At 74.7% G+C, this 24,581-nt stretch carries 20 protein-coding genes; 9 read left to right on the top strand and 11 right to left on the bottom strand.

The annotated features are described in order from the left end of the window. Together VGB14_17370 and VGB14_17365 are read right to left on the bottom strand one after the other, a co-directional pair. On the bottom strand, positions 1-974 hold a 974-nt coding region (locus VGB14_17370), incomplete at its 3' end, for a methyltransferase domain-containing protein (GenBank protein HEX9994702.1). Between the two features lie 9 nt (positions 975-983). Continuing rightward, a complete protein-coding gene (locus VGB14_17365) occupies positions 984-2,513 on the bottom strand; it encodes a hypothetical protein (protein HEX9994701.1) in 1,530 nt (509 codons plus the stop codon). 135 nt (positions 2,514-2,648) lie between these two features. Between VGB14_17365 and VGB14_17360 the strand changes: the two genes are divergently transcribed. After that, positions 2,649-3,350, top strand: a complete 702-nt coding sequence (locus tag VGB14_17360) for a hypothetical protein (GenBank protein HEX9994700.1) — start codon at positions 2,649-2,651, stop codon at positions 3,348-3,350. Between the two features lie 309 nt (positions 3,351-3,659). On the opposite strand, the gene VGB14_17355 is transcribed toward VGB14_17360, so the two are convergent. The 5 genes from VGB14_17355 to VGB14_17335 all read right to left on the bottom strand — a co-directional run bounded on the left by VGB14_17355 (position 3,660) and on the right by VGB14_17335 (position 13,768). Continuing rightward, entirely contained in the window at positions 3,660-3,998 is a 339-nt protein-coding gene (locus VGB14_17355; protein ID HEX9994699.1) for an NIPSNAP family protein, read from the bottom strand. A 9-nt stretch (positions 3,999-4,007) separates the two neighbouring features. After that, positions 4,008-5,219 carry a hypothetical protein gene (locus tag VGB14_17350; protein HEX9994698.1) on the bottom strand — a complete coding sequence of 404 codons (1,212 nt, stop codon included), beginning with the start codon at positions 5,217-5,219 and terminating at the stop codon, positions 4,008-4,010. Further along, positions 5,216-6,040, bottom strand: a complete 825-nt coding sequence (locus VGB14_17345) for a calcium-binding protein (GenBank protein HEX9994697.1) — start codon at positions 6,038-6,040, stop codon at positions 5,216-5,218. Before VGB14_17345 ends, VGB14_17350 begins: the two co-directional genes overlap by 4 nt. Before the next feature lie 140 nt (positions 6,041-6,180). Beyond that, positions 6,181-12,330, bottom strand: coding sequence for a Calx-beta domain-containing protein (locus VGB14_17340; GenBank protein HEX9994696.1), 6,150 nt, complete (start codon positions 12,328-12,330; stop codon positions 6,181-6,183). 106 nt (positions 12,331-12,436) lie between these two features. Continuing rightward, positions 12,437-13,768, bottom strand: coding sequence for a family 1 glycosylhydrolase (locus VGB14_17335; GenBank protein HEX9994695.1), 1,332 nt, complete (start codon positions 13,766-13,768; stop codon positions 12,437-12,439). Positions 13,769-13,825: 57 nt separating this feature from the next. On the opposite strand from VGB14_17335, the gene VGB14_17330 reads away from it, so the two are divergent. Beyond that, positions 13,826-14,398, top strand: a complete 573-nt coding sequence (locus VGB14_17330; GenBank protein HEX9994694.1) for a cysteine hydrolase family protein — start codon at positions 13,826-13,828, stop codon at positions 14,396-14,398. On the opposite strand, the gene VGB14_17325 is transcribed toward VGB14_17330, so the two are convergent. Genes VGB14_17325 through VGB14_17310 form a run of 4 tightly spaced genes read right to left on the bottom strand, consistent with a single transcriptional unit; the run spans position 14,395 to position 19,311 of the window. After that, positions 14,395-15,363 carry an NADPH:quinone oxidoreductase family protein gene (locus VGB14_17325; protein ID HEX9994693.1) on the bottom strand — a complete coding sequence of 323 codons (969 nt, stop codon included), beginning with the start codon at positions 15,361-15,363 and terminating at the stop codon, positions 14,395-14,397. The two genes, VGB14_17330 and VGB14_17325, sit on opposite strands and share 4 nt — an antisense overlap. Further along, positions 15,360-16,907 carry a wax ester/triacylglycerol synthase family O-acyltransferase gene (locus VGB14_17320; protein ID HEX9994692.1) on the bottom strand — a complete coding sequence of 516 codons (1,548 nt, stop codon included), beginning with the start codon at positions 16,905-16,907 and terminating at the stop codon, positions 15,360-15,362. The genes VGB14_17325 and VGB14_17320 overlap by 4 nt, the downstream gene beginning before the upstream one ends. A gap of 17 nt (positions 16,908-16,924) precedes the next feature. Beyond that, entirely contained in the window at positions 16,925-18,490 is a 1,566-nt protein-coding gene (locus VGB14_17315) for a long-chain-fatty-acid--CoA ligase (protein ID HEX9994691.1), read from the bottom strand. Then, the gene (locus VGB14_17310) at positions 18,487-19,311 is read right to left on the bottom strand and encodes an alpha/beta hydrolase (protein ID HEX9994690.1); all 825 of its coding nucleotides are present in this window, start codon (positions 19,309-19,311) and stop codon (positions 18,487-18,489) included. Before VGB14_17310 ends, VGB14_17315 begins: the two co-directional genes overlap by 4 nt. A gap of 82 nt (positions 19,312-19,393) precedes the next feature. Here VGB14_17310 and VGB14_17305 point away from each other — a divergent pair, with 82 nt between their 5' ends. The 7 genes from VGB14_17305 to VGB14_17275 all read left to right on the top strand — a co-directional run. Next, the gene (locus VGB14_17305; GenBank protein ID HEX9994689.1) at positions 19,394-19,789 is read left to right on the top strand and encodes a hypothetical protein; all 396 of its coding nucleotides are present in this window, start codon (positions 19,394-19,396) and stop codon (positions 19,787-19,789) included. A 108-nt stretch (positions 19,790-19,897) separates the two neighbouring features. Beyond that, positions 19,898-20,677, top strand: a complete 780-nt coding sequence (locus VGB14_17300; GenBank protein ID HEX9994688.1) for an FCD domain-containing protein — start codon at positions 19,898-19,900, stop codon at positions 20,675-20,677. A 63-nt stretch (positions 20,678-20,740) separates the two neighbouring features. Next, complete coding sequence (locus tag VGB14_17295; GenBank protein HEX9994687.1) at positions 20,741-21,172, top strand: OB-fold domain-containing protein; 432 nt, start codon at positions 20,741-20,743, stop codon at positions 21,170-21,172. A gap of 4 nt (positions 21,173-21,176) precedes the next feature. Then, the gene (locus VGB14_17290) at positions 21,177-22,319 is read left to right on the top strand and encodes a thiolase family protein (protein HEX9994686.1); all 1,143 of its coding nucleotides are present in this window, start codon (positions 21,177-21,179) and stop codon (positions 22,317-22,319) included. Then, on the top strand, positions 22,316-23,392 hold the full coding sequence (locus VGB14_17285) for a phosphotransferase family protein (protein HEX9994685.1): 1,077 nt from the start codon (positions 22,316-22,318) through the stop codon (positions 23,390-23,392). The genes VGB14_17290 and VGB14_17285 overlap by 4 nt, the downstream gene beginning before the upstream one ends. A gap of 5 nt (positions 23,393-23,397) precedes the next feature. Beyond that, a complete protein-coding gene (locus tag VGB14_17280) occupies positions 23,398-24,234 on the top strand; it encodes an enoyl-CoA hydratase-related protein (protein HEX9994684.1) in 837 nt (278 codons plus the stop codon). Next, positions 24,231-24,581, top strand: a 351-nt coding sequence (locus VGB14_17275) for a wax ester/triacylglycerol synthase domain-containing protein (protein ID HEX9994683.1), incomplete at its 3' end; no start/stop codon positions are given. The genes VGB14_17280 and VGB14_17275, both read left to right, overlap by 4 nt.

Genomic DNA, 24,581 nt, shown 5'->3' with positions numbered 1-24,581 from the left:
TGGGCGAGCGACAGCCGCTCGGGCGGGCGGCGGCGCAGGCGGCGGGGCTCCTCGGCCAGCACGGCGACCAGGCGGCGCCGGGCGGCCGGCCGCATCCGGCCCACGACGTCGCCGGTGATGCGAGCCGTCGACGACCGCCCCGCCGCCCGCCAGCCGGCGTGCACCTCCCCGACGTCGGGCGGCACGAACGGGCCCGTCCCCCGCAGCACCATGAACCCGCCGGGGACGACGGCCGTCGACCGCAGGCCCGGCCCGTCCCGCCGGAAGGCGGCGACCACCTGGCGGTCGGCCCGCCCGTCGAGCCAGACGGGGGCGACGAGCGTGCCGCCCGGCGCCAGCTGGTCGACCCAGGCGGCCGGGACGGTGGGGGTGCTGGCCGTCGCCACGATGCGGTCGTAGGGCGCGCCCGCCGCCACCCCGGCCCGGCCGTCGCCGGCCACGACCTCGACCCCTGCCGCGCCGGCCGCGGCCAGGTGCTCGCTCGCCTCCGCCGCCACCGCCTCGTCGAGGTCGACGGTGACGACCCGGCCGCCCGGTCCGACGATGTGGGCGAGCAGGGCGGCGTTGTAGCCGGTGCCGGCGCCGATCTCGAGCACCCGGTCGCCCGGCCGGCAGCCGAGCAGCTCGAGCATGACGGCCATGATCGCCGGCTGCGACGACGAGCTGAGGGGGATGCCGGCGGGGTCCCGCCGGGTGACGACGGGGACGTCCTCGTAGACCGCCGCCAGCCCGCCGGCCGCCGCCGCCTCGGGCACGAACGCCTCCCGGGGGACGGCGAGGAACGCCGCCCGGACGGCGTCCGTGCGGACGGCGCCGGCCCCGGCGAGGTGGTCGGCGAGCCGCCGCCGCAGCGCGGCAGCGGTCTCGGGCCGGTCCGGCGGGGCCTCAGGTGGCGAAGGCGACGCGTACGCCTGCCGGCCGGCGGCCTCGGAGGATGACTCCGGCGCCTGCCCGGCGGACGGCTCGGGAGGCACCGGCCCGCGTCAGGCGGTGACGGCGACGGTGACGGCGGGCGACCAGTCCGACGCCGCCGCGCCCGGCGAGCGCAGCCGGGCCCGGAGCTCGTAGGCGCCGGCGGCCGCCGGGGTGTACGACGCCTGGCCGGTGGTGACCCCGGTCTGCCACGGCTGCCAGCCCGACCCCGGCGCCCGGACCTGCACGTCGCGCACCAGCCCGGCGGCCGGCTCGCCGACCCCCCAGGTCACCCGGAACGGCGTGCCCACCTGCCCGGTGGCCGGGGCCGACGGTGGCACCTCGATCCGGCCGCGGTCCCCGTCGACCGGGTCGCCGAACGGGTAGGTGCCGGCGTCGGCGAAGCGGTGGGTGAGGAACGACACCGGCGGCTGCGGCCCCGAGTCGTACAGCCCGAGCCCGGTCCGGTCCTCCACCTCGTGCTTGCCCGGCGCCTCCAGCACCCACTCGACGGTCGTCCCGACCGGCACCGTCCTCGTGGCCGGCACGAACCCGGGGGCCAGGTCGAGGACGTAGGCGAAGCCGGGCCGGGCCGTCGGGATGCGGCCGATCTCGCCGTCGAGCAGCGACGTGAACCACAGGTTGCCGTCCGGCCCGATCGTGATCGAGGCCGGCGTCGGGTGGGTCGGCAGCTCGGCGAGGACCTCGCCGGTCGGCGCCACCTTCAGGATCCGCCCGGCGTCGCCCTGGGTGACCCACAGGTTGCCGTCCGGCCCGGTCGTGATCCCGACGCTGTTGGTCACCGGGCCGGGCAGCGGCAACTCCGTGATGGTGCCGTCCATGGCCACCCGGCCGAGGCGGTGGACGTCGGCGGCGAACTCGGTGAACCACACGTGGCCGTCCGGCCCGGGCGCGAGGAAGGCGGGCAGGTGGGCGGGCTCGCCGGCCGGCGTGGGGAGCGGGAAGCGGTCGATCCGCCGCCCGTTCGGCGTCACCCGGTCGATCGTGCCGGGCACGTCGCCGTCGAACACGCCCTGCTCCTCGGCCACCCAGAGGTTGCCGTCGGGGCCGACCGTGATGCCGATCGGGAAGCAGGCGCACTCGTACAGGCGGTAGGTGGTGACGATGCCGTTGGGCCGGACGCGGCCGACGTCGTCGGTGACCACCTCCCCGAAGCCGGTCTCGGTGAACCAGACGTCGCCGTTCGGGGCGACGGTGATGCCCGAGGGAAGCGGGTCGATGCCGGGAGCGACGTACTCGTGGAGCAGCCGGCCGTCGGTGGCCATCACGCCGATGCGGGCGTTGGTCCGCTCGGTGAACCAGAGGTTGCCGTCGGCGCCGGCCACGATCCCGTACGGCTGCTTGTCGCCGGTGCCCAGCCGGAACTCGGTGATCACGCCGTCGGGGGTGATGCGCCCCACCCGGTTGGCGTTGGACTCGGTGAACCAGAGGTTGCCGTCGGGGCCGACGGTGATGCCGAAGGGCCGGGAGTCGGGGGTGGGGGTGGTGAAGTAGACGATCGACGGCCGGGCCGAGGACGCCGGCACCGCCGGCGCGGCCGGCGAGGCCACCGCGACGGGGCCGAGGGCGGCCACGGCCACGGCGACCGGCAGCCACCGTGCTCCCCAACGACGCGAGCGACGCCCCATCGGCCCTCCCCTCGAGCGGCGGTCGGCGCCAGGGTAGGCGGCGGGCGGGTGTCCCGCCCGGCCCGCCGCGTTCGGCAGACTGGCCCGGTGGTCGCCGCCCGCCTCGCCCTCGTCGCGCTGTTCGTGGCGACGGTGGTCGCGCTCGGGTGGGCCGACCGGCCGCTGGCGCCGACCCTGACCAGGGCCGGCGGGCCGACGACTCCGGCGACGACGGCACCGGCGCCGACCACGACGGCGCCGACGACGACCACCACCGCCCCGCTCTCGGAGGCGCCGGTGTTCCTGTTCGGCGACTCCGTGCTGCTCGGCGCGAAGGAGGAGGTGCCGGCCGCCCTCCCCGGCCGCGAGGTCGTCGTCGAGGCCGTCGGCAGCCGCCGGCTGCCCCAGGTGATCCAGGTGCTCGACGGGCGCAGGGAGGAGCTGGCCGGCGCCGTCGTGGTGATGGACGTCGGCAACAACTACCTGCCCGAGGAGGGGTCCTTCGCCGACCAGATCGACGAGGCGATGGCCATCCTCGCCGACTCGCCCAGGGTGGTGTGGGTGACGCTGGCCGAGAAGTGGCCGTCCCGGGTCGAGCTCAACGCCGCCATCCGGGAGGCGCCGGCCCGGTGGCCGACGGCGGTCGTCGCCGACTGGGCGCCGGTCGCCGCCGCCCACCCCGAGCTGCTCGACGACGGGCTGCACCTGACCGACGCCGGCGCCGACGCCCTCGCCCGGCTGATCGCCGACACGGTCACCGGCGCCCCGGCGGGGGCCGACCCGCCGGGCCCCGACACCGTCGGCGGCTGACCCCGCCCACCCGGGGCGGCGAGCCGCGGCGGGCACCGGCGGTGTGACCCCGCAGGAGGGCGCCTCCGGCACCGGGGACCTGGCGCGGGCGAGCCGCCGCTGGGACGTCCGCGCCGCCGACGGGTGGCGCGGGCGACCCGCCCGCTGGGACGTCCGCGCCGCCGACGGGTGGCGACCGCCCGGTGGGGCGCCGGCATCGCCGATGGGAGCCGCGGGCGACCGCCCGCTGGGGCGCCGGCATCGCCGACGGGTGGCGCGGGCGAGCGGGTGCCTCCGGCGCCGGGCGGCTGAGCCGGGCGAGCCGGCGTCCTAGTCGGCGGCGGGGGTGGTCGGCCCGGGGTGGTCGGCGTCCGGGACGGGGACGGGGCGGAGGCGGACGTGGTCGTTCGTCTCCATGAACCGGGCCGGGTCGGGGTCGAGGGCGGAGCGCTCGGGCGACGCGTAGTAGCGGCGGTCGGCGGCGTCGAAGCCGTCCTCGCCGTCGTAGCCCAGGATCCACACCAGCTCGTCGCCGCCCTCGACCACCCAGGCGCCGACCAGCTCGAACCCGAACCGCCGGCGCAGGGCCGGCACCTGCGGCGCCCAGGCGGCGAGGAAGGCGTCCATCTCGCCCGCCCTGATCCGGTTCCTGCGCAGCTCCAGCTCCACGGGCCCGTCCTACGGCACGCTGCGCACGTTGTCGATGCGGTCGCACCGGCAGGTGTCGGTGCCGGCGCCGCCGTCGGCCAGGTCGGCCACCCCGTCGGCCGCGTCGAGGTCGTCGCCGCCGCCCCCGCCGTACAGCGCGTCGACCCCGCCGCCGCCGGTCAGCCCGTCGGCCCCGTCGTCGCCCTCCAGGCGGTCGGCGCCGCCCCGGCCGTCGAGCACGTCGTCGCGGTCGAGGCCCCGCAGGGTGTTGGCGCCGTCGTCGCCGGTGATCCGGTCGGCGCCCTTCGACCCGGTCAGGTCCTCCACGTCGCCGCCGACGTCGTCGCCCTCGCCGGCCTCGCCGTCGTCGGCCCGCCCGTTCAGCGAGATCGCCACGCCCGCCGACCGGGCCAGGTAGGTGACGAGGTCCCGCCCGGGCCCGCCCGAGATCACGTCGGCGCCGTCCTCGTTGGCCCCGGCCTCGAACACGTCGTCGCCGCCGTTGCCGACGAGCACGTCGTCCCCGTAGAAGCCGAGGAGGTCGTCGGCCCCCGGCCCGCCCTCCAGCCGGTCGTCCTCGGTGCCGCCGTCCAGCCGGGAGATCCCGCCGGCCGGCGGCCGGCCGCCCCGCAGCACGTCCTCGTCGGCGCCGCCGCTCAGGAACACGTCACCCGACCAGCCGGTGGCGTCGAGGAGGTCGTCGCCCCGCGAGCTGAACGCGTCGACGTGCTCGACCCCGGTCAGGGTGGCGTCGGTGTCGACCCCCGTCGTCTCCGACGCGTTCAGGTTCAGGCCGGCGTCGCTCAGCCGCCACGTGTCCCGGCCGTAGCTGCCGGTGAGGATGACCCGGTCCTCGCCGCCGCCGGCCAGGTCGATCCGCAGCTCGATCTCGTCGCTGCCGCCGGCCTCGTCGGTGGCACCGGGCGCGAACGGCCCGTCGGACAGGTCGACGGTGATCTCCTGGCGCCCGGCGCCGCCCCGGACGACGACGAGGTCGGTGGTGGTCACCGTGGCCGGGGTGGCGCCGTCCAGGCAGAGCCGGAACTCGAAGGCGATGTCCCCGTCGGGCTCGGTGAGCAGCACGCCGACGTCGGCGTCGGCCGGCAGGTCGACGACCACGGTGCGGGACCCGGCGTCGAACCGGCACGACGGGCTGGCCCCCGCCGGCGTCGCCGGCACGAGCGCGGCGACGGCGCCGGCGGCGAGGGCCGAGGCGGCCGCCAGGGCGAGCCGGCGCCTCACGGCACGACCTCGCAGTTGAACGTGCGGCCGCCCTGCGCGGCCGGGTCGCAGCGGTCCCGGCTGCCGCCGCCGTCGAGGACGTCGCTGCCCTCGTCGCCGAACAGGTCGTCCTCGCCGGCGTCGCCGAACAGCCGGTCCTGGCCCGTGCCGCCGACCAGGACGTCGTCGCCGCCGCTGCCGTGGAACACGTTCGGGGCCCCGAGGCCGACCAGGCGGTCGTCGCCGGAGCCGCCGATCACCTCCTCGAAGTCGGTGCGGACGTTGTCCCGCTCCGAGCCCTCGCCGTCGTCGGCGACGCCGTCGGGGCTCACGTTCACGGGCGCGGTCCTCGCGCCGTAGTCGAGGACGTCGTCGTGGGCGTCGCCGGCGATGAGGTCCGACCCGTTCGGCGCGCTGCCCTCGATGAACCGGTCGTCCTCGCTGCCGCCCCGGAGGTCGTCGTTCCCCGGCCCGCCGGTGATCGTGTCGGCGCCGCCGGCCCCGTCGACGAGGTCGGACCCCTCGCCGCCGGTGATCACGTCGGCGCCGGCCCCGCCGAGCACGAGGTCGTCGCCGTCGCCGGCGATGATCGTGTCGGCGCCGTCCTGGCCGCAGATCCGGTCGTTGCCGCCCTTGCCGTCGATGTAGTCGTCGCCGCCCCTGGCGACGATGACGTCGCTGCCCTCCGTGCCGATCAGGCGGTCGTCGCCGCTGAACCCCGGGATGGTCGGCCGGAGCCCGTAGCAGGTCGGCGACGCGGCGGCCGGCGCGGCCCCGAGCCACAGCAGCGCCGGGCAGAGTGCGGACGCGAGGGCGACGCGCGCCCTCGAGCGGTTCGACATGGATGCTCCTCCCCGAGCGACCGAGCTGGCGGGGCCGCCGTCCCGGCCCGTCTGTCACAGTTTTAGCCGCGAACCGACGGGTGATCGCAACATCGTTGCAACCACCCGCCGGAACCGCAGGTGGGGACGGGCTCAGCTCGTCAGGCTTCGCACCTCAGCGTGGTCTCGCCGCGGAGGCAGGTGTCGGTGCCGGTGCCGCCGTTCAGGCTGTCGGTGCCCACCCCGCCGTCGAGGAGGTCGTTCCTCCCCTGCCCGAGCAGGGTGTCGTCGCCGTTCAGGCCGAACAGGCGGTCGGGCGCCGCCGAGCCGGTCAGCCGGTCGTCGAAGCCCGAGCCGTTCACCTGCTCGATGCCCGTCAGGGTGTCGGTGGCGCCGAAGCCGTCGGCGGCGGTGCCGTCGGCCAGCGAGACCGTGACGCCGGCCGGGTCCGACGAGTACGACGCCGTGTCCCGGCCCGTCCCGCCGTCGACGGCGTCGTTGCCGGCCCCGCCGATGAGCGTGTCGTTGCCGCCCTCGCCGCGGAGGGTGTCGGCCCCGCCCCGGCCGTCGACCCGGTCGTTGCCGGCGCCGGCGCAGATCACGTCGGCCCCGTTGGTGCCGGCGATCGTGTCCACCCCGGACGTGCCGACGATCGTGCACCCGTTGGCGTCCGGGACGACGGTGGTCGACTCGGAGTCGCTGTCGCTGCTGCCGCCGGCCGCCGTCACCGATGCCGCGTTCGTGATCGTGCCGGTCCGCAGGGGACGGACGACCACGGTGACGGTGGCCGAGGCGCCGCCGGCGATGCTGCCGAGCTGGCACGTGATCGGCCCGGTGCCCGAGCAGGTGCCCTGGCTGGGCTGGACCGAGACGAGCGTGGCGCCGGCCGGCGGGACGTCGGTGAGCACGACCGAGGTCGCCGTCCCGTTCCCGTCGTTGGTCACCGTGACCGTGTAGGTCACCTCGGTGCCGACCTGGGCGGGGTCGGGGGCGTCGTCCACGGTGACGGCGAGGTCGACGACCTGCACCTCGTCGTCGTTCTCGATGGTGCCGGTGGCCGTGCCGTCGGCGATCGTCGCGTTCGACGGGGACGACAGCACGACGGTGAGCGTCTCGTCCGGCTCGATGACGGTGTCGCCGTTGACCTCGACGGCGAACTGGGCCGTCGTGTCGCCGACGTGGATGCTGACCGTCCCGCTGTCGGCCCGGTAGTCCGAGCCGGCCTCGGCCGTGCCGTCCTGGGTCGCCCAGTCGACCTCGACGTCGCGCTCGGTGTCGCCGGTCAGGCGCACCGTGAACGTGAGCTCGGTGGTCCCGCCGTCGCCCTCGGCGCTCGAGACGTCCTCCACCGACACGGTCGGCGGGGCGTCGTCGTTCAGGATCCTCGCCGTCGCCGACCCGTCCTCGACGGTGGCGTGGCTGGCCGCGGTGAGCGTGACCGAGAACGTCTCGTCGCTCTCGTAGGTGGTGTCGCCGCCCACCTCCACGGTGATGGTGCCGGCCGTCTCCCCGGCCGGGATCGTCACCGTCCCGCTCGCCGCCGCGTAGTCGCCGGGCGCCGTGGCCGACCCGTCGGCCGTCGTCCAGTCCACGGCGACGGCCTGCGACGACGGGTTCGAGAGGGTGACGTCGAAGGTGAACGAGCGGGTCCCGGTGTCGCCCTCGGTCCGCTCGTCGCCGCTGACGGACACGAGCGGGCGCTGGTCGTCGTCCTCGATGGTGACGTCGGCGTCGCGGCCGATCGCCGCGCCGGTGGCCGACGTGGCCCCGACGAGGAACGTCTCGTCGGGCTCGAAGACGAGGTCGCCCCGCACGCCGACGGTCACGCTGCCCACGGTGTCGCCGGGGGAGAACGTGATCGTGCCGGACGCCGCGCCGTAGTCGACCTCCGGCGTCGCCGTCCCCCCGCCCGTCGCCCACTCCACGACGACGGCCGTGGAGGACGGGTTGGTGAGCGTGACCGGGATGGTGAACACGGTGGTGCCCGAGTCGCCCTCGGCCTGGCTGACGTCGCCGAAGGCGACCGTCGGGGCCGCGTCGTCGTTCTCGATCGTGCCGACGCCGGTCCCGTCGCCGACCGTCGCGTTCGACGGCGACGACAGCACGACCGTGAACGTCTCGTCGGGCTCGCGCACCACGTCGCCGTGCACGGGCACGGTGACGGTGGCCGACGTGTCGCCCGGGCCGAAGGTGGCCGTCCCGCCCGAAGCGGTGTAGTCCGACGGGGAGTCGGCGGTGCCGTCCGCGGTCGCCCAGGTGACCGTGACGGTCTCGGTCGACGGGTTGGAGAGGGTGAGGTCGAAGGTGAACGACCGGTCGCCGGCGTCGCCCTCGGCCTGGTGCTCGTCGCCGACGGACACCGTCGGCCTGGCGTCGTCGTTCTCGATGGTGCCGACGCCGGTGCCGTCGCCGACCGTGGCCTCGGTGGCGCCGGACAGCACGACGGCGAAGCTCTCGTCCGGCTCGAACCGGGTGTCGCCGTTGACGGCGACGGTCACCGTCTCGGACGTGTCGCCCGGCGCGAACGTCAGGGTCCCCGACACGGGCGCGTAGTCCGAGGGCGCCTCGGCCGAGCCGTCCTCCGTCGACCAGTCGACCGTCGTGGTGAGGTCGGTGGCCCCGTCGAGGGTGACCGTGAACGTGTAGGTCGTGGTGCCGCCGTCGCCCTCGGCGTGGCTGACGTCGTCGATCGACAGCGACGGTCGCTGGTCGTCGTTGGCGATCGACCCCTCGCCCGTGCCGTCGGCGACGGTGGCGTTGGTAGCGTCGGTGAGCGCCACGGTGAACGTCTCGTCGTGCTCGTGCGCGGTGTCGCCCTTCACGTCGACGGTGACCACCTTGGCGGTCTCGCCCGGCGAGAACGTAAGCGTCGTCTCGACCGGCGTGTAGTCGGACGGCGCCGTGGCCGTGCCGTCGACGGTGGCGACGTCGACGGTGACCGGCTCCTCGGACGGGTTCGACAGCGTGACCGAGAAGCCGTACGGCGTGTCGGCGCCGTCGCCCTCGTTCGCACCGACGTCGGTGATCGACAGGCTGGGCACCGGGTCGTCGTTCTCGATCGTGCCGACCCCCCGGGCGTCGGCGATCGTCGCCCCCGTGGCGCCGGTGAGGTCGAGGAAGAACACCTCGTCGTCCTCGAAGGTGACGTCGCCGTTCACCGGGACGGTCACCTCCTGCGAGTCGGTGCCCGGCGCGAACACGAGGGTCCCGCTCGTCTCCTGGTAGTCCTCGGGGGACGTCGCCGAGCCGTCCGTGGTCGTGTACTCCACGGTGGCGGCGACGGCCGTCGGGCCCGAGAGGGTGACCGTGAACGTGAACGGCGTGGTGCCCTCGTCGCCCTCGGCGTGGGTCACGTCGTCGACCGCGGCCGTCGGCTGGTCGTCGTCGTCGAGGATGACGCCGGCGCCGCTGCCGTCGGCGATCGTCGCCCGCACCGGGTTGGACAGCACGACCCTGAACGTCTCGTCGTCCTCGTTGGTGGTGTCGCCGTTCACCTGCACGACGACCTGCCTCGACGTGTCGCCGGCCTCGAACACGACCGTGCCCGAGGCGGCGGTGTAGTCGGACGGCGCCGTCGCCGTCCCGTCCTCGGTGGCCCAGTCGACGCGGACGAGCCGCGAGGACGGCGTGGACAGCGACACGGTGAACTCGTAGGCCGTCGTGCCCTCGTCGCCCTCGGTGCGGCTCACGTTGTCGATCGAGGCCGCCGGGAGGGCGTCGTCGTTCAGGATGGTGCCCGTCCCCTGGCCGTCGGCCAGGCTGGCGTGGTCGGGCGCCGACAGGGTCAGGGTGAACGTCTCGTCCACCTCGTTGACCACGTCGCCGTTCACCTGCACGGTGACCGTCCGCGTCGTCGTGCCGGCCGGGAGCGTGAGCGTCCCCGACGTGGCCGCGTAGTCGGACGGGGACTCGGCGGTGCCGTCGGCGGTCGTGTAGTCGACGGTCGTCGTGAACGCGGTGGCGCCGGACAGGGTGACCGTGAACGAGAACGACGTGGTGCCGTCGTCGCCCTCGGCCTGGCTCACGTCGTCGACGGACAGCGAGGGGGCGGCGTCGTCGTTCGTGATCGTCCCCACGCCCTGGCCGTCGGCGATGGCCGCGACCGACGCGTTCGTGAGGTTGACGATGAACGTCTCGGTCGGCTCGTGGACGGTGTCGCCGGCCACCTGCACGGTGATCGTGCGCGCCGTCGTGCCGGCCGGGAAGGTGAGGGTGCCTGACGCGGCCGCGTAGTCGGAGCCGGCGGTCGCGGTGGCGTCGGCCGTGGACCAGTCGACGGTCACGGTCGTGGCCGACGGGCCGGACAGGGTGACGGCGAACTCGTAGGCGGTCGTGCCGGCGTCGCCCTCCGCGTGGGTGACGTCGCCGATCGACAGCGTGGGCCGGGTGTCGTCGTTCTGGATGGTGCCGACGCCCTGGTTGTCGGCGATCGTGGCGTTCGACGGCGACGACAGGTTGACCACGAAGGTCTCGTCGGGCTCGAACGTGGTGTCGCCGACGACCTGGACGGTCACCGTCTGGCTGGTGGAGCCGGCCGGGAACGTGACCGTCCCGCCGGCCGACTGGTAGTCGGCGCCCGCCGTCGCCGTGCCGTTGGCCGTCGCCCACGCGACGGTGACGGTGGCGGCCGACGGGTTGGAGAGGGTGACCGGGAACGAGAACGCGGTCGTGCCGGTGTTCCCCTCGGCCGCGGACACGTCGCCGATGGCGATGGTCGGGGCGGCGTCGTCGTTCAGGATGGTGCCGACCCCCTGGGCGTCGGCGATCGTCGCCCCCGACGGCGAGGTCAGGTTGACGAGGAACGTCTCGTTCCCCTCGGTGACGAGATCGCCGTTGACGTTGACGGTGATCGTCCGCGACGTCTGGCCCGCGGTGAACGTGACCGTCCCGCTGGCGGCCGCGTAGTCGGTGCCGGCCGTCGCCGTCCCGTCCGCGGTCGCGTAGTTGACGGTGACGGTGGAGGCCGACGCCGCCGACAGGCTGACCGTGAACGTGAACGCCGTCGACCCCGTGTTGCCCTCGTTCTGGGACACGTCGCTCACCGCGAGGGTGGGTGCGGGCAGCGACCACGTCAGCGTGAACGCGCCCGTCGCGCCGTTGTAGCCGTCGACCTGGATGAAGTACTGGGTCCCGGCCACCGCCGCGAACGTGAGCCGGCCCTGCGAGCCCGTCCCGCAGCCGGTGGTGTCGTCCGCCGACGCGACGGTCGTGAGGGAGCCGACGGCCGAGCCGGTGTAGACGCCGAGGAGGCTGTCGTAGGTCGTGCCCGTGCAGAGGTCGAAGGTCGCCGTGCCCGAGTTGGGCGCCGTCCACCGGTACCAGAGCGACCGCGTCGGGCCGGTGCCGGCGACGCGGGGCTCGCCCGTCTCGCCGGTGGCGCCGACGGTCGTGGAGGTCACCGTGCCGCTGCTGCCGGTGATCTGGGTGGCGTTGGCGAAGTTGTCGTTGGCGACCGCCGCCGGACCGGTCCAGGTGAGCGTGAACGCGCCGAAGTCGCCGTCCCACCCGTCGACCTGGATCCGGTACACGGTCCCGCTGGTGGCGGTGAACGTGACCCGGCTGGCGTTGGCGTTGCCGGCGCAGGCCGGGCTGGCCTGGTCGTTGCTGGCGACGGTGGTGAGGGAGCCGACCGCCGTGCCGGTGTAGACGCCGAGCATCGTGTCCCAGGTCGTGCCGGTGCAGGTGTCGAACGAGGCCGACCCGGAGCCGGGGGCGGTCCACGTGTACCAGACCGAGGCGGTCGGCCCGCTGCCCGCCACCCGGGGCTCGCCGGCCTGCCCGGTCGCGCCCGTGGTGTTGCCGGTGACCGACCCGGAGTTGCCCGTGATGGTCGTGCCGGGGAAGTTGTCGTTGGCCGGGTTGCCGCTGACCCAGACCAGGGTGAAGCTGCCGGTGGCGCCGTTCCAGCCGTCCACCTGGATCCGGTAGGTGGTGCCGGCGGTGGGGGTGAACGTGACGAGGCTCTGGCTGCCGGTGCCGCAGGAGGGGACGGCGTCGTCGTTCGTCACCACACTGGTGAGCGCGCTCACCGACGTGCCCGTGTAGACGCCGAGCAACGTGTCGAAGGTGGCGTCGCACACGTCGAAGGTGACCCGCGTGGCGCTCGGGGCCACCCACGTGTACCAGACCGAGACCGTCGGGCCCGAGCCGGCGACCCGCGGCTCGCTCGTCTGGCCGGTGGCCGCGACGTTGGTGCCCGAGATCGAGCCCGTCGCCCCGGAGATCGTCGTCCCCGGGAAGGTGTCGTTGACGGGCGCGGCCGCGGCCGGCCGGGCCCCGAGCCCCACGACGCCGACGAGCGCCGCCAGCACGGCCGCGACGACGAACGAACACCGGACCCGGTGTGCCGGATGATCCCCCACGTGTGGCCCCCTGTCGCGCCTGCCCGCGCCGCCGGGAGCCTACTCCCGGCGCGCGTCAGGCGACGTGGGGCGTGGGCAGGCCGACGAACCCGTCGGCGGCCTCGCGGCTGGAGCACGCCTCGCCCTCGGGCGGCGGTCGCCACTCCCAGTGCGCCATCTGCGGGAGCCAGCCGGCCAGCCAGTCGGCGACCGGCCGGCGCAGCCGGTAGGCGGGCAGGTCGGCGGCCGGCGTGCCGCTCGCCGCCGTCGCGTACGACACGGACATCGACGACGGCCGCCGGTCGAGCCGCTCGTCGAGCCAGAACACGCCGACGGGGTCGACGGCGCCGACGCACTCGGCCAGCAGCGACCCCCAGTCGGCCGAGTCCACGAACGGGAACCAGCAGTAGCCCCGCAGGTCGACCCCCCGGTCCCTCGCCACCTCGCACTGCTCGAGCGTGTACTTGAGCCAGGTCGCCCGGTCGGACGCGAAGCCCCTGACGTTCGTCTCGCCGAGCAGGCACGGCCTCCGGTAGCGGTCGGCGTACTCGACGATCACGTCGGCGAGGGCGGCGGGGGCGGGCGACACGTTGACGCCGTCCTCGTGCCCCCGCCAGTGCCACTGGTTGTGGGCGTAGTAGTCGAGGCCGATCACGTCGACGTGGCCGGGCTCCAGGCCGAGGAGGTCGCCGCCGCCGGCCGCCACGAGGTCCAGGGCGAACGGCCGGTCCTCGTCCACCGGCAGCCCGGCCAGCAGGTCGGTGAGCAGGAAGCGGCGGTCGTTGGCGAAGGCGGCGTAGGCCTCCCCGGCCGGCGTCGACCACGTGTGGCGCTCGCACGCCTCGACGTGCACGTGCTCGGCCCGGGGGAGCAGGTCGTGCAGCGCCCTGGACGCCTCGCACAGCGCGGGGAAGACGTTGAGGGCCAGGCGGGCGAAGCCCCGCCGCCCCTTCAGGTACGGCGGCCACACCCCCATCTCGCCGCACAGCAGGAACGTCGTGAACGGCTCGTTGCAGACCGTGTAGGCCGGCAGCCACGGGTAGCGGGTGGCGACGGCCTCGGCGAAGCGCAGGAACGCCGACCGGAACCGCGGCGACCCGAGGTCGCCGAGCCAGCGGGGGTGGCTGGTGTGGTGGAGCAGGTCGACGATGGGCCGGAGCCCGTGGTCGCGCTGGTAGCCGAGGACCTCGTCGGTGTGGCGCCAGTCGAACACGCCGGGCTCGGGCTCGACCCGGTGCCAGCGGACCGGGTAGCGGACGTCGCGCACGTGGCAGGCGGCGAGCAGGCGGAGGTCGTCGCGCCACCGGGCGACGTGGCCGGTGGTCTCGAGCACGTCGCGGTCGTGGCCCGGCTGGTAGGTGGACTCGAAGCCGCCCACGAAGGGCATGGGCGTGGGGCCGCCGGGCACACCGGGGCCGTACCCGCCGGGGGCGCCCGCAGTCGGGCCGGCCGGTAGCGTTCGGCCATGACCGGTGACCGCGACGACCTCGGGCGTGCCGCGCTCGTCGTCATCGACGTGGAGCGGGGCTTCGACGAGCCGGCCTGGGGCCGGCGGGACAACCCGGCCTGCGAGGCGAACGTCGGCCGCCTGATCGGTGCCTGGCGCGAGCGGGGCGGGCCGGTGGTGTTCGTACGGCACCTGTCCGACACCCCCGGCTCGCCGCTCACCGGCGAGGGCGCCGAGTTCAAGGACGAGGTGACCGGCGAGCCCGACCTCCTCGTCACCAAGTCCGTCCACTCCGCCTTCTACGGCCGGCCCGACCTCCACGCCTGGCTGCAGGAGCGGGAGGTCGGCACGGTGGCCGTCTGCGGGATCACCACCGACCACTGCTGCGAGACGACGGCGAGGATGGCGGGCGACCTCGGCTACCGCGTGCTGTTCGTGCGCGATGCCACCCACACCTTCGACCGGGTGGCGCCCGACGGCACCGTCGTGCCGGCCGAGCAGGTGTCGCTGGCCACGGCGGCCAGCCTGCACGGCGAGTTCGCCGAGGTCGTCGCCACCGACGACCTCGTGCCTCGCCCCGCCGCCGCCTAGGGGACCATCACCACCCGGCCGAAGGCCTTGCCGGTCTCCATGTAGCGGTGGGCCTCGGCCGCGTCGGCCAGCGGGAAGACGCGGTCGACGACGGCCCGCAGCTCGCCCTTGCCGATGCGGTCGACCAGGCGGGCGATCAGGTCGTAGGTCCGCTGCGGCTGCTTGGACTGCTCCATGGCGAAGAACACGGTGGTGATGGTGGCGTTCTTCTCCATCATCGGCCAGATCTCGGGCGTGTGGCGGGTGCCGCCGGCGTTGCCCATCCAGCTGATCCGGCCCCGGTACGCGAGGGCGGCGATGCTGCCCTCCAGGGTGCGGCCGCCGATCGGGTCGACGACGAGGTCCACGCCCCGGCCGTCGGTCAGCCGCATGACCTCGGCGGGGACGTCCTGGGTCGTGTAGTCGATGCCGTGGTCCATCCCGTAGTCGGACAGGCGCTCCAGGCGGCCGTCCGCCTCGGCCGTCGACAGCACGGTCGCCCCGGCCGCCTTGGCCAGCTGGATGGCGGCCAGGCCGACGCCGCCCGACCCGGCCTGCACGAGCACCGACTGGCCGGCCTCGAGGTGCCCGAACTCGAACAGGCAGTCGTCGGCCGTGCCGAACTCGACGGGCACGGCGGCCGCCTCCTCGAACGCGAGCGAGTCGGGGATGGGCCACACCTTGCGGGCCGGCACGCTCGCCAGCTCGGCGTGCGAGCCGTGCATCATCATCGCCGCCACCCGCTGGCCGACCTCGAAGCCCTCCACCCCGTCGCCGACCTCGCGCACGATGCCGCTGGCCTGGTAGCCGACGACGTGCGGCGTCGACACGAGCACGCCCTCGCGGCGGTTGATGAGGTCGCCGCCCTGGATGCCGACGGCCTTCACCTCGATGACGAGGCCGCCCTTCCGGGCCGCGGGCTCGGGGACGTCCTCGTAGCGGAAGACCTCGGGCCCCCCGTTCTCGTAGTAGACGGCTGCCTTCATCGCTCGACCTGCTTTCGTCCGGCGCGCGACGCCGCCTTCGTCGCTCGCGTCCCGGTGGCCTTGGCCGCCTTCTTCGCCGCCTTGGTCGTCTTCCTCGCCGCCTTGGCCGCCTTCTTCGCCGGGGCCACGTCGGCCGGGTCGGCGCCGGTCGCCGCCACCAGCTCGGCGAGCGAGCGCTCCATGCAGTCGACGTAGTGCTCGATGTCGGGGACGATCTCCTTCGCCGTCGTCACCCCGACGAAGATGCGCCGCATGTAGCTCGTGATCAGGTGGATCGGCCCGGCGTAGTCGTAGACCGGTCCCATCCCGTAGTAGGCGTCCATGCGGGCCCCGCACAGGTACAGCGGCACCTGCGAGCCGGGCACGTTCGTCACGCAGACGTTCCCGATCATCGAGGCCATGCCCGCCGCACCGACCCGGGGGAGGGCGCGGATGGCCCGGCCCAGCATGGCCCCGGGGAGCAGCTCGGCCGCCTCCGCCATGGCCCGCGCCGGGACGGCGGTGCTCACCTCCTTCGACGCCGTCGTCGCCTGCTGCACGACCCGCAGCCGCTCGACGGGGTCCTCCACGTCGGTGCCGACGGTGACGACCATGATCCCGATGCGGTTGCCGGCCGTGCCCATCTCCTCCTGGGTGCGGAGCGACACCGGCACGCCGGCGCGGAGCGGCTCGGCGGGCAGCTCGCCCTTGCCCAGGAGGTAGGACCGCAGCCCGCCGCCGACGACGGTGAGGATGACGTCGTTGACGGTGGCCCCGGGCACGGCCCGCTTGACGGCGCGCGCCAGGTCGAGGTCGAACACGAACCCGCCGGCCGTGCGGCGCAGGGTCGCCTTCTGGTTCAGGCGGGTGACGGGGAGCCGGGCCGGGAGGCGGACCGACGGGCGCCGGCGCCCCTCGGTCGTGCGCAGCGCGTTGGCCGTCCGCACGGTGAAGTCGGCGAGGCGGGTCGGCGTGGTGGCGAGGTGCAGGGCCGTGCGCCCGGCCAGCTCCAGCGACGACGGCACGTGATCGGGGCGCCAGTCGTCGGCGGGTGCCGGCCGGCCCTCCGGGGTGACGTCGTGGAGGGCGTTCATCAGCTCGATCCCCGAGATGCCGTCGATGGCGGCGTGGTGCACCTTGATGTACATGGCGAACCCGCCCTCGGGGATGCCCTCGACGGCGTCGACGCCGGCGATGACGTAGAGCTCCCACGGCGGCCGGTTCAGGTCGAGGGGCTGAGAGTGGAGGCGGGTCGCCTGGGTCCACAGCTGCCGCCAGTTGCCCGGGCGGGGCAGGGCGATGTGGCGGACGTGGAACTCCAGGTCGAAGTCCGGGTCCTCGACCCAGTACGGGTAGTCGAGGCCGAGCGGGACGCGCACGATCCTGCGCCGCAGCACCCTGGCCAGCGGCAGCCGGCTCCTGACGTGGTCGAGGATCGTCTCGAAGCCGACCGTGCCGCCCGGCGCGCCCGACGGGTCGTAGGTGTGCAGGGAGCCGAGGTGCATGAGCAACCTCGGCGTCTCGGAGTACAGGAAGCCCGTGTCCTGGCGGTTGAGCTGGTGCATGCGTCCCCCCGGGCGCCCTAGTTGACGCCCCGCCCCGCGCCCTCCCAGTAGGGGCGGCGGAGCTCGCGCTTCAGGATCTTCCCGGCCGGGTTCCGGGGGATGGCGTCGACGAAGTCGACCGACGTCGGCGCCTTGTACCGGGCCAGGCGCTCCCGGCAGTGGGCGATCAGCTCCTCGGGGCTCGGCGCCGCCCCGGCGGCCGGCACGACGATCGCCTTCGGCGTCTCGCCCCAGCGCTCCGACGGCACCCCGATCACGGCCACGTCGGCCACGCCCGGGTGCGACATCAGCGCGTTCTCGACCTCGGCGGGGTAGATGTTCTCGCCGCCCGAGATGATCATGTCCTTCACGCGGTCGTGGATGTAGAGGTAGCCGTCCTCGTCCAGGTAGCCGGCGTCGCCGGTGCGCAGCCAGCCGTCGGGCGTGATCGTCGCCGCCGTGTCGTCGGGCCGCTTCCAGTAGCCCTTCATCACCTGGGGGGCGCGCAGCCAGATCTCGCCGACCTCGCCGCTCGGCGCGTCGCCCCCGGCCGGCAGCACGATGCGGACCTCGGCGTCGCGCATGGGCACGCCGGCGGCCCGCAGGCGGTGGGCGTTCGGCCCGTCCGGGTCGTGGTCGTCGGGCAGCAGGTGGACCACCGCGCCGCAGCTCTCGGTCAGCCCGTAGCCCTGGATGAACCGGCAGCCGAAGCGCTCGATCGACCGGGAGAGGACCTCGACGGAGATGGGCGAGGCGCCGTAGACGATGCAGCCGAGCGACGAGAAGTCGGCCTCCTCGACCCCCGGCGTGGCCAGCAGCATCTGGAGCACGGCCGGCACGAACAGGGCGTGGGTCACGCCGTGGCGGGGGATCACCCGCAGGATCTCCGCCGGGTCCACCTCGCGGACGAGGACGGAGTGGGCGCCGACGTACATGCCGACCATGGCCCAGCCCACGCCGCCCACGTGGAACAGCGGCATGCTGACGAGGTTCACGCTGTCGGCGTCGAAGCCCCAGTCGGCCGACGTCCCCGGCAGCATGGCGGTGACGTTGCGGTTGGCCAGCATGGCGCCCTTCGGCAGGCCGGTCGTGCCCGACGTGTAGAGCTGGAGCGCGACGTCGTCGTCGCCGGCCTCGATCCCGGGGTCGTCGTCGGGCGCGGTCGCCACCCACGAGCCGAACGCCTCGAGGTCGTCCTCGTCGCCGCCGACCACGACGACCTTCTTCACGGTCGTGAGGTCGCCGGCCACGGCCCGGACGACGGGCACGAAGTCGGCGGTGACGACGAGGGCCCTCGCCTCCGCGTCGTTCAGGATGTACGCCACCTCGGCCGGCGCCAGCCGCCAGTTCACGGCCACCGTCACGGCGTTGACCTTCGCCGCGCCGAGCAGCACCTCGAAGAACTCGGGCACGTTCCGGCCGAGGAAGGCGACGCGCTCCTGGGCCCCGACGCCCTCGGCGGCGAGCGCGCGGGCGGCCCGGCTCGAGCGGCGGTCGAGCTCGGCCCACGACCACGTGACGTCGCCGGCGGTGAGCGCCGGCGCGTCCGGCCGCTGGCGCGCCGGGACACGGACGAGGTCGGCGACCGTGCGGATGGCGGTCATCGCGCCGCCCCCGCCCCCGCCTCCGCCACGGGCGGCACGGCCATGTCCGGCCGCCACACCGCGGCCCGCCGGTACAGCCCCTTCGCCCACACCGGCGGGCGGAACCGCTCCCACTCGCCCTCCGGCTGGGCCACCCGGTCGAGGACGGTGAGGACGGCGCCGAGGTTGTAGGCGAGCCCAGTGTGGGTGCCGACCACGCAGACGTTCTGGCGGCGCGGGCCCGGCCCCTCGATGCAGGCCGACCACCGCACGACCCCGTCGGTGCGGGTGTAGACGGCGGTGACCGGCATCGGCAGCGGCGGCCGCTCCTCCTCGGGCGGGGCGTGGTCGAAGAACGGGTCGTCCTTCGGCCGGATGAGGTCGTACAGCCAGCTCGCGCTGGTGCGGTCGCCGGTGCGCAGCCGGAACGGGCTGCCCATCGTGATGACCTGGCGGACGACCTCGGGCTCGGCGCGCGCCAGCTCCCGGGCGTACACGCCGCCGAGGCTGTGGCCGACGACGCTCACGGTCGTGCCGTAGCGGCGGTGGAGCGCGTCGAGGCGCCGGCGCATCCCGTCGACGGTGCGGGGGTGGGGGCCGACGTTGCGGCCGAGCCCCCACCCGTGCACGGCGTGGCCGCGGCGGCGGAGCACCGTGCGCAACGCGAGGGTGGAGTCGTCCGACGCGGTGAAGCCCGGGAGCACGAGCACGGGGCCGCCGTCGGCGTCGCGCCGCAGGCAGAGGCCCGGAGCGGCGGCGCACAGCGTGCCGTACTCGAGGAGCGACAGCTGCTCGAGGACCTGGAGCGTCGGACGAGGAGGCCCGACCGGCTTTCTCGCCATCGCGGCGGAGTGTACGCGGCAGCGCTTGATTCTGGGCACAAAGCAGATGATGATCGTCATGGATACGCGGGAGGAACGAGCCATGGCACAACCGGTCGACGGCCCCGACGGCGGTCCCGCCGACCTCTTCGAGCCGTTCCGCAAGCTCACCGCGGACGTCGTCGAGGCCACCAGGTCGCTGCTCGGCGCGCCGGGCGCCGGCCCGCCGTTCACGGACCACGCCACCCAGCTCGCCTCCCTGTACCGGTCGTCGGTGGCGCCGCTGCGGGCCATGCTCGACGAGCAGCAGGAGCTGGCCGACCGGCTGTCGGCCGGGCTCGAGCAGCTCCGGGTGCTCACCGAGGAGTTCGCGGCGTGGGCCGAGCAGCACCGGCGGATGGTCGAACAGGCCAGGGCGCTCGTCCAGCCCATGCTCGAGCACTCCGAGCGGCTGGCGACCTTCGCCGAGACCTGGGCGGGGCGGGCGCAGGACCGGTGACAATGCCACGGATCGGGCGCATCCGGTCGGTCCCGGAATCGCGCCTATGATGACGAGGAATCGATCTCGACGGACGGCGGTGCGATGCGACGAGCGGGACAGGCAGACGTGACGCGCAATGGCGACGGCAGGCGGCGGCCGGAGGTCGCCGTCGGCCGCAACGGCGGCGGCGGCGGTGACACCAAGCGGGCGCTGAAGACCTCGGAGCGGGTCGCCCTCGACATCGTCCACGACATCGTCGTGCGGGGCCTGCGCAGTGGCGACCGGCTCCCGCTCGAGGCGGCCATGGTCGACCACTACCAGGTCAGCCGGGCGTCCCTGCGGGAGGCGCTCCGCCTGCTCGAGGTGCAGGGCCTCATCCGCCTGAAGCCCGGCCCCGGCGGCGGCCCGGTCGTCGGCAAGGTCGAGGCGGCCAACCTGGCCCGCACGGCGACCCTGTACTTCCACCTCTGCGCCGCGACCTACGACCAGCTCCTCTCCACCCAGGTGCTGCTCGAGCCGATGTGCGCGCAGCTGGCCGCCCGCCACCCCGACCGGCGCGAGGCGATGGCGCCGTTCGTCGACACGGCCGAGCCGGCCACCGAGGCCGAGTACCGCGAGGCCACCGAGGGCTTCCACGACGCCGTGTACGAGTTGGCCGGCAACCCGGTCGCCACGCTGCTCACCGAGGCCGTCACCCACATCGTGACCGACCACGTCGTGGCCACCATGGACCCGGTGGCCCTCCGCCCGGCCATCCTCGAGGAGCACGCGGCCATGGCCAGGGCCATCGCCGCCGGCCACACCGAGAAGGCCAGGCGGCTCATGGCCGCCCACTTCCAGATGCAGCACGACTACTACCGCCAGCACTGGCCGTCGCGCCTCGGCGAGCTCATCGAGTGGCGGTGACTACCGGGTAATCATCATCAGAATTCTTGACACCCGCGCCCCGCGGGTGTTTGGGTGGGCGTCGTGCCGACCCAGGTCCCGATCGACGACGGCCTGTTCACCTGGCCGTCGGCCGAGCCCCGGCTGATCGGAGGGCGGTGCCGGGCCTGCGGCACCGTCACGTTCCCCCGGCAGGGCTCGTGCCCGAGGTGCACGGGGCGGGCGGTCGACGAGCACCTCCTCGACCGGCGGGGCACGCTCTGGACCTTCACCGTGCAGGGCTTCGAGCCCAAGCCGCCGTACACCGGCCCGGCGCCGTTCGAGCCCTACGGGGTCGGCTACGTCGACCTCGGCGGCGAGGTGCTGGTCGAGTCCCGCCTCACCGAGCACGACCCCGAGCGGCTGCGCATCGGGGCGCCCATGGAGCTCGTGGTGGTGCCGTTCCGCCACGACGACGACGGGGCCGAGGTCGTCACCTTCGCGTTCCGGCCCGTCGACGGACCCGGAAGGGAGTGACGGCGTGGACGTCGCCATCGTCGGGATCGGGATGCACCCGTTCGGTCGCACTGAGGGCGTGTCCGGCCGGGACCAGGGCGCGCACGCGGCGCGGGCGGCGCTGGCCGACGCCCGCGTCGGCTGGGGCGACGTGGAGTTCGCGTTCGGCGGCAGCGCCGACGCCGGGAACGCCGACACGCTGGTCAGCGACCTCGGCCTGACCGGCCTGCCGTTCGTCAACGTCGTCAACGGCTGCGCCACCGGCGGCAGCGCGCTCCTGATGGCGTCGACCTACATCCGCTCGGGCGCCGCCGACCTCGGGATGGCCATCGGGTTCGACAAGCACCCGCGCGGCGCGTTCAACGCCGACCCGGCGTCCTGGGGGCTCGGCGACTGGTACGGCGAGACCGGCCTCATGCTCACCACCCAGTTCTTCGCCATGAAGATCCAGCGCTACCTCCACGACCACGGCATGTCCACCGACGTGCTGGCCAAGGTGGCGGCCAAGGCCTTCCGCAACGGCGCGCTCAACGAGAACGCCTGGCGGCGCACGCCGCTGTCCGAGGAGGAGGTCGCGGGCTCGGCCATGATCAGCCACCCGCTGACCCAGTACATGTTCTGCTCGCCGGGCGAGGGCGGGGTGGCCCTGCTGCTCTGCCGGGCCGACCGGGCGAGGGAGTACACCGACCGGCCCGTGTACCTGCGGTCGGCCACGTTCCGGTCCCGGCGCTTCGGCTCCTTCGAGGTGTTCAGCCCGTGGCTGGCGCCCGAGCGGGCCGAGAGCCCGACCGTCGAGGCGGCCAGGGCCGCGTTCGAGGAGGCCGGCGTGTCGCCCGGCGACGTCGACGTCGCCCAGGTGCAGGACACCGAGTCGGGCGCCGAGGTCATCCACATGGCCGAGACCGGGCTCTGCAAGGACGGCGAGCAGGAGGCCCTCGTGCGCGACGGGGCCACCGAGATCGGCGGCTCGCTGCCGATCAACACCGACGGCGGCTGCCTCGCCAACGGCGAGCCGATCGGCGCCTCCGGGCTCCGGCAGGTGTACGAGGTCGTGCTCCAGCTGCGGGGCGACGCCGGCAACCGCCAGGTGCCCGGGCGCCCGCGCGTCGGGTTCACCCACGTGTACGGCGCGCCCGGCATCAGCGCCTGCACGGTGCTCACCCGGTGACGGCGCCGGCCGTCCCCCCCGAGGTCGCGCCGGTCCGCCCCGGCGAGGAGCTCGACTGGGACGCGCTCGCCGCCTACCTGCGGGCCAACGTCGAGGGGCTCGAGGGGGACATGGAGGTCCTCCAGTTCCCGAACGGGTCGGCCAACCTCACCTACCTCGTGCGCTTCGGCGACCGCCGCCTCGTCGTGCGGCGCCCGCCGTTCGGCCAGCTGGCCCCGGGCGCCCACGACATGCGCCGCGAGTACCGGGCGCTGTCCCGGCTGTGGCAGTGGTTCGACCGGGCGCCGCGCGCCTACGCGTTCTGCGACGACCACTCGGTCGTCGGCGCCGACTTCCTCGTGATCGAGTACCGCGCCGGCGAGGTCGTGTGGAGCGCCATCCCGCCGTCGATGTCCCACCACGAGGACGCGGCCCGCCGGGTCGGCTTCGCCGTCGTCGACGCGCTGGCCGACCTGCACGCCGTCGACCCCGACGCCACCGGCCTGTCCGACCTCGGGCGGGCCGAGGGGTTCGTCGAGCGCCAGGTGGCGGGCTGGAAGAAGCGCTGGGAGCTGGCCGCCCCGCCGGGCGCCGACCCCCTCATGGCCCAGGTGGGCGACCGCCTCGCCGACGCCATCCCGAAGGCGTCCAGGGCCTCGGTGCTGCACAACGACTACAAGCTCGACAACTGCCAGTTCGACCCGTCCGACCCCGACCGCGTGCGGTCGGTGTTCGACTGGGACATGGCGACGGTGGGCGACCCGCTGGTCGACCTGGGCACGCTGCTGAACTACTGGCCCGACCCGTCCGACACCGACGAGGACCGCCCGATCCTCGTGCCCGGGATCGAGACGCTCGGGCTCCCGACGCGCCGGGAGGTGGTCGAGCGGTACGCGGCGGCCGGCGGCGCCGACGTCGGCGACGTCGCCTGGTACCAGGCGTTCGGCTGCTGGCGCACGGGCGTGATCTTCCAGCAGCTGCACTCCCGCTACCTGCGGGGCGAGACGACCGACGAGCGCATGGCCGACCGGGGCCAGCCGGTGGGCGTCCAGGCCAGGCGGGCGGCCGCCATCCTCGACGCCGCGGGGCGCTGAGGGCGATGGGCGAGCCGCTGGTGCTCGTCGACGACCCCGCCGCCCACGTCCGCCGCCTGACCCTCAACCGCCCGGCCAAGCGCAACGCGCTGTCCCACGCCCTCAGGGGCGAGCTGTTCGCCGCGCTGCGGGCCGGCGACGCCGATCCCGAGGTGCGGGTCATGGTCCTGCGGGGCGCGGGGCCGTGCTTCTCGGCCGGCTACGACCTCACCCAGGACCGGTCCGAGCCGCTGCCCTGGCACACCCCGCCGGTGGACGGCGCCTGGCCCCGGCACGTGGTCGAGGGCTGGTTCGAGATGTGGGACTTCGCCACCCCGGTCGTCGCCCAGGTCCACGGCTGGTGCCTGGCCGGGGCCACGGAGCTGGCGACGGCGTGCGACCTCGTCTACGTGGCCGCCGACGCCCGCATCGGCTACCCGCCCGTCCGGTCGATGTCGCCGCCCGACATGACCTGGCAGCCGTGGCTGGTCGGCATGCGCCGGGCCATGGAGGCGGTGCTGTTCGGCGACGCCATCACCGGCGAGGAGGCCGTCGCCTGGGGCTTCGCCAACCGCGCCTTCCCCGCCGACCGGCTCGACGACGAGGTCCTCGCCCTCGCCGGCCGGCTGGCCAACGTGCCCCTCGAGCTGCTGGCCCTCAACAAGCGGGCCGTGCACCGGGCCATGGAGGTCATGGGCGTGCGGGCCGGGATCAGGGCGACCACCGAGCTCCAGGCGCTGGCCTTCCACCAGCCGGCGTCGCTGGCCTACCGGGCGACCTTGGCCGACGGGCTCACGGCGGCGCTCGACCGCAGGGACGAGGCGTTCGGCGACTACCGCACCGCAGGAGGGGGAGCGCCGTGAAGCAGCTGAGCGGGCTCGACGCCGGCTTCCTGAGCATGGAGACGTCGACCCAGTACGGGCACGTGTCGTCCCTGATCGTCGTCGACCCGTCGACCGGCAGCGGCGACGTGTACGGCGACGTCCGCCGGGTGTTCGAGGAGCGCCTGCACCTCATGGAGGTGTACCGGCGGAAGCTGGTCGAGGTGCCGTTCGGCCTCGACCTGCCCTACTGGGTCGAGGACCCCGACCTCGACCTCGACTTCCACCTGAGGGAGATCGCCCTGCCGCCGCCCGGCGACGACCGCCAGCTCGGCGACCAGGTGGCGAGGATCGTCGCCCGCCCGCTCGACCGCACCAGGCCGCTCTGG

Source organism: Acidimicrobiales bacterium (assembly GCA_036399815.1).
Lineage (GTDB): Bacteria > Actinomycetota > Acidimicrobiia > Acidimicrobiales > DASWMK01 > DASWMK01.
The sequence above is the reverse complement of the archived record's forward strand: the minus strand, read 5'-3'. Positions and strand labels throughout refer to the sequence as shown.

What these genes read in the sequence shown, in the direction of transcription:
- VGB14_17280 (HEX9994684.1), top strand. Translation starts at nt 23,398, where the DNA reads ATGGGCGAGCCGCTGGTGCTCGTCGACGACCCCGCCGCCCACGTCCGC.
- VGB14_17330 (HEX9994694.1), top strand. Translation starts at nt 13,826, where the DNA reads ATGACCGGTGACCGCGACGACCTCGGGCGTGCCGCGCTCGTCGTCATC.
- VGB14_17315 (HEX9994691.1), bottom strand. Translation starts at nt 18,490, where the DNA reads ATGACCGCCATCCGCACGGTCGCCGACCTCGTCCGTGTCCCGGCGCGC.
- VGB14_17345 (HEX9994697.1), bottom strand. Translation starts at nt 6,040, where the DNA reads ATGTCGAACCGCTCGAGGGCGCGCGTCGCCCTCGCGTCCGCACTCTGC.
- VGB14_17325 (HEX9994693.1), bottom strand. Translation starts at nt 15,363, where the DNA reads ATGAAGGCAGCCGTCTACTACGAGAACGGGGGGCCCGAGGTCTTCCGC.
- VGB14_17305 (HEX9994689.1), top strand. Translation starts at nt 19,394, where the DNA reads ATGGCACAACCGGTCGACGGCCCCGACGGCGGTCCCGCCGACCTCTTC.
- VGB14_17310 (HEX9994690.1), bottom strand. Translation starts at nt 19,311, where the DNA reads ATGGCGAGAAAGCCGGTCGGGCCTCCTCGTCCGACGCTCCAGGTCCTC.
- VGB14_17320 (HEX9994692.1), bottom strand. Translation starts at nt 16,907, where the DNA reads ATGCACCAGCTCAACCGCCAGGACACGGGCTTCCTGTACTCCGAGACG.